Source organism: Dasania sp. GY-MA-18 (assembly GCF_024734385.1).
In the GTDB taxonomy this organism is placed as follows: Bacteria; Pseudomonadota; Gammaproteobacteria; order Pseudomonadales; family Dasaniaceae; genus Dasania; species Dasania phycosphaerae.
In genome coordinates, this window is sequence record NZ_JANHAP010000002.1 from 387503 (window position 1) to 396670 (window position 9168).

The following is a 9168-nucleotide window of genomic DNA, read 5'->3' on the forward strand; positions in this document are numbered from 1 at the left end:
CAAACCTTTAACTGTTGTTGTTAATTGATAGAGAGCGCAAGCTGCTGCTCTATAGCAGCCAGCATATTACCCTCAACTTCGAATAAGGCCTGCTCAATTGCGCAGGCGAAACCTTCCACATTACTATTGCCGTGACCTTTTACAACCACGCCTTTTAAACCCAAAAAACTCGCACCATTATATTGTTTGGGATCTAGTTTTTTGAAAATTCTTGTTAGCACCGGCAAGGCAAAACCTGCCCATAATTTGCTACGCCAGTTACGGCCTAGCTCTTGCTTGATTAACGAGGCAATATGCTTGGCTGTGCCTTCGCAAGCTTTAAGGGCGACGTTGCCCACAAAACCGTCACACACCAGCACATCAAAGCCACCGTCAAACAGCGCATTGGCCTCTATAAAGCCTATGTAATTTAAATGCTCATCGGCAGCAATAAGCTCAGCGGCCAATTTTACTTGCTCATTACCTTTAATGGCTTCGGCGCCTATGTTGAGCAAAGCCACTCGCGGCTGATCCACCTGATGCAACACCCGGCAACGGGCGCTGGCCATTTGTGCAAAGCGGTGTAACTGGCTGGCACTGCTATCCACATTTGCACCTAAATCCAGCACATAACCACAGCCTTCGGTTACCGGCATGGCTTTGCATATCGCGGGGCGCTCTATACCTGGCAAGGTATTTAGCACAAAGCAGCCGGCAGTCATCAGCGCGCCGGTGTTACCGGCACTCACTACGGCATCTACTTCTTTGGCGGCTAGCAGGTCTATAGCAACGCGCATAGAGCTGTCGGTTTTTTGCCGCAGTATGGCGCTAGGCTTATCACCCATAGTCAGTATTTGTGAGCTGTGTTTTATGCTTAGCCTGTCATGATTAGTGCCGGCTAGGTTTTCACGGATGCGAGCTTCATCGCCAACTAGAACAAGTTCTAACTGCTGATGCTTGGTAAGTATTTGAAGTGCTGCGGGGAGGGTTGCGCGGAGACCGTGGTCTCCGCCCATAGAATCAATTGCTATGCGTACTGATGACGCCATGCTGATTCTTTTTTAAAAGTGATTAATCGTCGTTTTCAACATTAATGACTTTTTTACCGCGGTAAAAGCCATCAGCTGTAACGTGGTGACGACGATGGGTTTCACCTGAAGTGGCATCTACAGACAATGTAGGACCAGTTAGTGCATCGTGAGAACGGCGCTGACCGCGACGTGAACGGGTTACTTTACTCTTCTGAACAGCCATGGCTATTAACTCCTGAAAACTACTATCTAAAAATCGTTGTTACTTGTCAGAACGTAATTGCTCTAACACTTTAAACGGGTTGTCTTTAGGCTCTTCCTTTACAGGGGCAGCTTCAGCCTCTCCAAAAGAGCGTGTTACTTGCTTGCAGCTATCGAGCTCGTGATAACTCACTATGGGCAGGCTGAGTATTAGCTCCTCCTCCACGATCTCTGCAAGATCTGTTAACTCTTCACCAACAATTAACGGGTCCAGTGTTTTGGGCAGTTGTTTGGCCTGATCATCAGTCCACACGATTGCCAAATTAAACTCTGACACTACATCTATTGCTACAGCATCTAAGCAACGCTGACAAACCACGTTAACATGTGCGTTAATTTTACCATCTATGCGGCGCTTACGGCCCTCATCGATATAAAATTGCAGCTCTGCGGTGACTAGCCCCTCATCATTTGCTAATAGCGATGTTAACCGTGGCATGACTGCTGGGCTAAAATTACTGCTAATTTCAGCGCCTTTGACGGTCAATTTCCGGACATCTATCTGACTTGGCAAGGGGTCGTTCGACATAAGCGCGCAATCATAGGGATGTAGCGGCTAGCTGTCAAAGAAAATACACAAATAATGGACGATTTCGTAGGGAAATCAGTAACTTCTCTCTATAATCAGCCCCAAAACCGTGAATTGAGCCCTATGCCCCCATTAATACTCGCCTCCAGCTCCCCCTATCGCAAGCAGCTACTGCAACGGCTGGCACTAAGCTTTAGCTGCATCAGCCCCGATATAGATGAAACCCCCTACCCGCAAGAAAATGCCCAGCAATTAGTTTTACGCCTGGCGCAACAAAAGGCTCAGGCCATAGCCAATGGCGGCCATCAAGGCCTAATTATAGCCTCCGATCAGGTGGCGACACTTAACGGCAATATCTTAGGTAAGCCCGGCAATCACGCCAATGCCTGCAGACAACTGCAACAATGCAGCGGCCAGGCTGCCACCTTCTATACCTCTTTACACCTGCTTAATAGCCAAAGTGCTGAATCACAGCAATGCGTGGAAACTTACACGGTCTATTTTAGAGAACTAAATGCAGCGCAGATTGAACGCTACCTTATTAAAGAGCAGCCCTATCAGTGCGCGGGCAGCTTTAAGATGGAGGGGCTGGGCATTTGCTTATTTGAAAAACTGCAGGGCGATGACCCCAACAGCTTAATAGGCCTACCCCTGATACAACTTATTAGCATGCTAGCTAACGAAGGGATACCTATCCCTTAGCCTCCCGACAAACCTCGCAAGCTACACAGACTACTAAACCCAGTCTAGCAACTGAGCAAACTCATCGATGCACGCCAAAGGCTTGTGCGCCTGCAAGCGTGACTTGGGGTGAGCACCATAGCTTACCCCTATACTGGCCACCGATGCATTGGCCGCCATCTTTAAGTCATATTCGGTATCGCCAACCATTAAGGCCCGCTCAGGCGGCAATGAAAACTCAGCCAGCAACTCATTAAGCATTAATGGGTCGGGCTTAGAGCAGGTCTCATCGGCGCAGCGGGTGGCATCAAAATAATCCTCCCAGCCCAGATTCGCCAGCACCTGCATCAAGCCCCTGCGGCTTTTGCTGGTAGCCACTGCCAAGCTGTGGTCACGGCGGCGCAATTCAGCCAATACCGTGGTAACACCCGGATACAGTGAGCAGGGCTGATAATCAGCTTCATTAAAATGGCTGATATAGCGCTGGCGAAAAAGCTCTTGATCCGCAACTGACAGCATTGGATATAAGGTTTTTATAGCCAGCGGCAAGGATAAGCCAATAACGGTTTTAATAGTGCCTGACTCTAGTGCTGGCAGCTTTAGATCTTGCGCAGCCAATTGCACACAGCCAGTAATCTTGGCCATAGAATCCATCAGGGTGCCATCCCAATCAAACACCAATAACACTAAGCCTGCACCTCCAAACCTTGCAGCAGCCTGTCAAGGCTGGGCTCCAGTGGCGCCTCTACGGTGATACTTTGTTCGCTATCTGGCAGGCAAAAAGTCAGGCTGGCGGCATGCAAAAACAAACGCTTTAGGCCTTTTTGCTTAAATAGACGATTGGCTTCCGGCTGGCCGTACTTTTCATCTCCCAGCAGCGGGCAGCCTGCATGCAGGGCGTGCACTCGGATTTGATGGGTCCTGCCAGTAATAGGCCTGGCCTCAACCAAAGTGGCATCGGTATAGCGCTTTATAACATCAAACTGGGTGGTGGATTTTTTTCCCTCGGGAGAAACATTAACCATGCGCTCGCCTGACTGCAGACTAATTTTTAATAAAGGAGCCACCACCAGCTTGCAGCGCTTAGGCCACTGCCCAGACACCAAAGCCCTGTAGCGCTTAACAATACCCTGGCGCTCGCGCAGGCAATTTTGCAAATACTTCAACATACTGCGCTTCTTGGCCACCATAATGCAGCCCGACGTATCTCTATCCAGCCTATGCACCAACTCCAAAAATTTGGCCTGCGGGCGAATCACTCGCAAAGCTTCAATTAAGCCTAGGCTTATGCCGCTGCCGCCATGCACAGCCAAGCCCGAGGGCTTGTTGACCACCAGTAAAGCGGCATCCTCGTAGAGTATGGCGTTTTCCAGCACCGCAGTCAGACCATCGGACACCGAGGTCGGCGCAGTGCGGTCAGCCACTGTTACTGGCGGCACCCTCACTAGGTCGCCATCGGCTAATTTATACTCAGGCTTAACTCTAGCCTTATTCACCCTCACCTCACCTTTGCGCAAGATACGGTAAATCCTTGATTTTGGGACACCTTTTAACTCGCGCAGCAAAAAATTATCTATGCGCTGGCCTTCATGGGCATCGGTAATCGTTACAAAACGGACTTTTGGCTTATTCTCAACGGGGCGGTCATTCATTAAACATGGGGCCTAAGTGTTTGATGTAGCTAATATTTACTGCTATAGTCAGCCGGCATTAGTTTAGAGCAGGTTTCAGACTCAGCCTCGGCCAACACAAAACAGCCCAGTGATGAGTAAGCAAGAAATACCCCTAACTAATACTTTGCTCCTGTAGCTATGAAAACAGTCGATCAAATTGATCCTGAAAATACAGCGGCAAAAAAGAAAACTATTTTACGCAGTTGTCCTAAAAAGGTCGCGACATATTTTATCGCAATTCACGACAGACAACTGCTTTATATTAACAACGTGGGCAATTTGCTGCATCGTTGTAAGAGATTTGAAAACAAAAGCGCAGATAAACGCACAAGGCGAAAGCGAACGGTGGTCAAATACCTCCACCTAGCCAGCCTAATTTTTATCAGTAAGATTGCATTTTAAAAAGTGATGTAGCGGCCAACCAACAAGTTAGCTGTCCACAACAAAGCGGCACACAATAAACAACAATTGCACGAGGCTATTTACCAAAGCAGCCCTGCTACAGCAAAGTCCGTAAACGAGCGTAATATACAATATAGATCTATAACGCCCGAAAAATGCGATGTAAGCAACTTACATCAGCCCTTAAAAGCAATCCTACGACGCTTTCTATCAAATTTATTCCAACCTTGTTTGGCAAATCCCGCTTGATGGATTTGTACCAATTATGAAAAGAATGCTAATCAACGCAACTCAACCTGAGGAGTTGCGCGTAGGTCTAGTAGATGGCCAACGCCTTTACGATTTAGACATTGAAAATCGCACCCGCATACAAAAGAAAGCCAATATCTACAAAGGCATTATCACCCGCGTAGAACCCAGCCTTGAAGCTGCCTTTGTAGACTTCGGCGCCGAGCGCCACGGTTTCCTCCCCTTAAAAGAAATTGCCCGAGAATATTTTTACCGCTCCCCCAACGACGTTGATGGCCGCTTTAAAATTAAAGATGTTGTTAAAGAAGGCACTGAAGTTATCGTGCAAGTTGATAAGGAAGAGCGCGGCAACAAAGGCGCAGCCCTAACCACCCTAATCAGCCTTGCGGGTCGCTACTTGGTTTTAATGCCCAACAACCCCAGAGCTGGCGGCATCTCTCGTCGTATTGAAGGTGATGACCGCAGCCAGTTACGCGACTCCATGAGTGAAATGGAAATGCCTAATGGCATGGGCGTTATCATACGCACAGCAGGCGTAGGCCGCAGCGGCCAAGAGCTACAATGGGACTTAGACTATTTGGTTAAATTGTGGGCGGCCATTAAAGATGCCACCGTTAACCGCCCCGCTCCCTTCCTAGTACTGCAAGAGAGCAACGTGATTATTCGCGCCATACGCGACTACTTGCGCGACGATATAGATCAAGTGCTAATAGACAGCCCAGAGGCTCATAAAGAGGCTTACGACTTTGTCAGCCAAGTTATGCCCCACTACCAGCACAAAATCCGTGAATATAACGACCCAGTACCGCTGTTTAACCGCTACCAAATCGAATCACAAATTGAAACGGCCTTCCAACGTGAAGTGCAACTACCTTCTGGCGGCTCTATTGTTATAGACCCTACCGAAGCCTTGGTTTCTATAGATATCAACTCAGCTCGCGCAACCAAAGGCGGTGATATAGAAGAAACCGCACTGCAAACAAACTTAGAAGCAGCCGATGAAATCGCCAGGCAATTACGCCTACGTGACATGGGCGGCCTAGTGGTTATCGATTTTATCGATATGAACCCCGCTCGCAATCAACGCGCCGTAGAAAACCGTATGCGCGACGCCCTGGCCATAGACAGAGCCCGCGTGCAAGTAGGTCGAATCTCACGCTTTGGTTTATTAGAAATGTCGCGTCAACGCCTGCGCCCATCACTGGGTGAAACTAGCGCCACAGTTTGCCCACGCTGTACCGGCCAAGGCACTATACGTGACACAAACTCCCTAGCGCTATCGATTCTTCGCTTGGTTGAAGAAGAGGCCAACAAAGAGCGCAGCGCTGAAATACGTGCATTGGTACCCGTAGAAGTTGCCTCCTACCTGCTTAACGAAAAACGTGAACCTATACACGCTATAGAAAGACGCACCAATGTGCGTGTCGTCATAGTACCTATTGTGCAGCTTGATACGCCACACTTTGAAGTGCAGCGCTTACGCGATGACGAAGTAGGTAAAAAAGTTGAGCTCAGCTATGAAATGCATACCGAGCAAGACCTGGATACTGGTGCCCCAGTTAACGATGTGGCCATCACCCAGCCGGAAGCTGCTATTAAAGCGGTTTCGCAACAGCAACCTGCCCCTACCCCCGCCGCTACGCCAGAACCGGTGGCAGCGACTCCTGCAGCTAAAACAGGTTTGCTAGGAAAACTGGTCAATATCTTCTTAGGCAAAGCCAGCGAAGAGGAAGTGGTAGTTGCACCAGCAAGCCCAAACAAGCGCGCGCCACGTGATGGCAACCGCGATAGCAACAACCGTAACCGTAACCGCAATCGCAATCGTAACCGCGATAACAACCGCAACCGCGACCGTGATAACGAAAACACTAACAATGCGGATAACACCGCCACTGCTGAAGCAGAAAGCAACAAAAACGATAATGATCGCAGCAAAGGCCGCGGCAGAAATCGCAACAGAAACAGAAACCGCAACAGAAACGAGCAAAACACAAACAATGCGGTAGAAAAAACTGAAAGCGAAACAGCCGCCCCAGAACAAGCCGAAACGGAAACTAAGAGTAACGACAAGCCACAGCGTCGCCCCTCGAATCGTCGCGGTAGAACTGGCCGTCGTCACCGCGGTGAGCGCTTGGAAACTAACACTGACACAGCAAACACTGAAGCAGCTGTTACTGAAACACGCACCGCAGCAATTGCCGAGCCTGAAGAACATGTTACTGAGCCATTAAGCCCAGCAACTGAAATCAAGGTAGAGCATATTAGCGAACAGCCACAAGAGGCAAACGAAGCCGCTAGTGATACTCCAGATAACGCCGTCACCGCAACTAGCGATGAAACTGCGAAACCGGCAGATGATAGCGCAAACGTAGAAGCTGCAGCAGCACCAGAGCAAGCCGACGACAGCGCTGCCAGCATCACAGCTGTTACCGCAGAAGTCGTGTCTGAAATTGCCGAGGAATCAAAAGCTGAGGCTGAAACTACAGAATCAACAGCTGAGCCTGTAACCGAAATGGCTGCCGAAACAGCAGCAGAGCCTGTTAAAGCAGCCCCTGCAAGTGCAACTTCCGAGTCCAGCAACAAGCAAACGCCAGCAGTAAGCACTGAAGCTAGTGTTAGCACGGTAAACGTTGCTAGCCTGGGCCGCGCATCTAACGACCCTAGAGAGGCACCCAAGCCTGTGCTAGAGGTGAGCATAGAAAGTAATGTGATAAACATTACCCACAGCAACGCACCTGCAGCCAGCCCTTCTGCCGACAGAGCTAAAGCAGAGCGCTGCCACAATGACCCGCGCCTTAGTCGCTAAGCATTACATCGACTAACCACTAACCCGGCCCCAGCGCCGGGTTTTTTATATCCCCTGCAATCACACAGTTACACGTCGTGGATTTATGAACACAAAAAATCATAACGCTTAAAACATAGCCAGAAACAGTAATAAACTATAGTTTTTCTATTTAAATTCCAGCATTGCGCTTGTCTGCAAGCAAAACCTATGTATAATTCTGCCTGCTGTCGAGGGGTGCAAAATCATCCCCATCAGTGACATGCGGTGGGGTGACTGAGTGGTCGAAAGTACCGGTCTTGAAAACCGGCGAACGCGAGTTCCCAGGGTTCGAATCCCTGCCCCACCGCCATTATTTCAAAGCCCGAAGGTAACTCACCTACGGGCTTTTTTATTACTCAATTATTAGCAGGGATGAGAACCCGTAGAGGGTTCGACAAAATGCGAATAGCATTTTGCTACGAGCCGCGTAGCGACGAAGCCCCGTAGGGGTAATTACAGCCTACAGGCTGTAATTATTAATCCCTGCCGCTTTCCCCAAGCCCGCCATTATTTTAAAGCCCGAAGGTGACTCACCTACGGGCTTTTTTATTACTCAAATATTAGCAGGGATGAGAACCCGATACAGGGTTCGACCAATTTTGCCCACGGCGAAATTGGAACGCCAGCTTTTCATGGCGCCCGCAGGGATTAACAGGAATAGCCTCAAGCTATTCCTGTTAATCCCTGCCATCTTCCCCCACACAAAGCCATTATTCTAAAAAACGTACGCAGCATTGATCATCGGATAAAAAGCTGGCCGTGATAGTGAATAGTTAAAAATACACATAATAAAAAGCCGCCCTAAAGAGCGGCTGCATTATTACTTAGAAGCCAGCGGCGAGGTTTCGATGACCTCTTCCACTGCAGGATCAGAAGCCAGTGGAGCCACATCTTGATCTTTTTCTTCGCCTACTGGTAATGGCTTAATTAACGGAGTGGGTACATCCTCTGCGCCTTCTTTATCTTTCATGCGAACCAATACATCGGGATAGGTATAATGCGCATCGGTATTGGCGTCTATAACTGCACCTATGATACCGCCTATGATTAAATTGCCCCAGATAACCCCACCAAAATCAGGCTCTACTTCAGCGACACCGCGCTGGGCCTCGTTCTCGCATTCAGCCACAAGCAGGCCTTCGTCACGGTGCAAGTTAACACTGCGATTTGCATCAACGCTGCGTACTTGGCGATTAGTACTAACAACACATTCCGTTCCTTTTGGATTGTCGTCATGCATAGTCTTAACAAATACATCTTGGTCACTACCATTAATCACCGTCGAACATCCTGTAGATAGCAGGCTAGCACTGATCAAGGCAGCCATAAAAAGCTTTTCCATAAATCACTTCCTATTAATTGTTTATTATAATTAGTTGTTAATGCAGCATTGATTCGTATAGCACACAATAACTCAGCAAGTGTACCAACAATATCCCCGTTACCCTATAGTCGTGGCCAAGCAAGTGGCAAAAAGGAGCAACAGCATAGCTGGCAAGCAATAACGAATTGATAACAAATGGAAAACAAACGATC

At 48.7% G+C, this 9168-nt stretch carries 8 protein-coding genes and 1 tRNA gene; 3 read left to right on the forward strand and 6 right to left on the reverse strand.

Going from position 1 to position 9168, the window contains the following annotated elements:
• Window positions 1-20: 20 nt before the first annotated feature.
• From plsX to NO559_RS04155, 3 genes are read right to left on the reverse strand one after another with little or no spacing between them, the layout of a single operon-like run.
• On the reverse strand, window positions 21-1028 hold the full coding sequence (gene plsX / locus NO559_RS04145; RefSeq protein WP_258330525.1) for a phosphate acyltransferase PlsX: 1008 nt from the start codon (window positions 1026-1028) through the stop codon (window positions 21-23).
• A gap of 22 nt (window positions 1029-1050) precedes the next feature.
• The gene (gene rpmF, locus NO559_RS04150) at window positions 1051-1233 is read right to left on the reverse strand and encodes a 50S ribosomal protein L32 (RefSeq protein ID WP_258330526.1); all 183 of its coding nucleotides are present in this window, start codon (window positions 1231-1233) and stop codon (window positions 1051-1053) included.
• 39 nt (window positions 1234-1272) lie between these two features.
• A complete protein-coding gene (locus NO559_RS04155) occupies window positions 1273-1710 on the reverse strand; it encodes a YceD family protein (protein WP_258330527.1) in 438 nt (145 codons plus the stop codon).
• 213 nt (window positions 1711-1923) lie between these two features.
• Between NO559_RS04155 and NO559_RS04160 the strand changes: the two genes are divergently transcribed.
• Window positions 1924-2502: a nucleoside triphosphate pyrophosphatase gene (locus tag NO559_RS04160; protein WP_258330528.1), complete on the forward strand. Its 579-nt coding sequence runs from the start codon at window positions 1924-1926 to the stop codon at window positions 2500-2502.
• 33 nt (window positions 2503-2535) lie between these two features.
• Here the strand turns inward: NO559_RS04160 and NO559_RS04165 are convergent, their stop codons facing one another.
• Together NO559_RS04165 and rluC are read right to left on the reverse strand one after the other, a co-directional pair.
• On the reverse strand, window positions 2536-3168 hold the full coding sequence (locus tag NO559_RS04165) for an HAD family hydrolase (protein ID WP_258330529.1): 633 nt from the start codon (window positions 3166-3168) through the stop codon (window positions 2536-2538).
• Window positions 3168-4133: a 23S rRNA pseudouridine(955/2504/2580) synthase RluC gene (gene rluC / locus NO559_RS04170; RefSeq protein ID WP_258330530.1), complete on the reverse strand. Its 966-nt coding sequence runs from the start codon at window positions 4131-4133 to the stop codon at window positions 3168-3170. Before rluC ends, NO559_RS04165 begins: the two co-directional genes overlap by 1 nt.
• A gap of 688 nt (window positions 4134-4821) precedes the next feature.
• On the opposite strand from rluC, the gene rne reads away from it, so the two are divergent.
• Together rne and NO559_RS04180 are read left to right on the forward strand one after the other, a co-directional pair.
• On the forward strand, window positions 4822-7611 hold the full coding sequence (gene rne, locus NO559_RS04175) for a ribonuclease E (RefSeq protein ID WP_258330531.1): 2790 nt from the start codon (window positions 4822-4824) through the stop codon (window positions 7609-7611).
• A 245-nt stretch (window positions 7612-7856) separates the two neighbouring features.
• Window positions 7857-7942 (forward strand) — tRNA-Ser (locus tag NO559_RS04180).
• Between the two features lie 510 nt (window positions 7943-8452).
• On the opposite strand, the gene NO559_RS04185 is transcribed toward NO559_RS04180, so the two are convergent.
• Entirely contained in the window at window positions 8453-8959 is a 507-nt protein-coding gene (locus NO559_RS04185) for a hypothetical protein (RefSeq protein ID WP_258330532.1), read from the reverse strand.
• Window positions 8960-9168 lie beyond the last annotated feature (209 nt).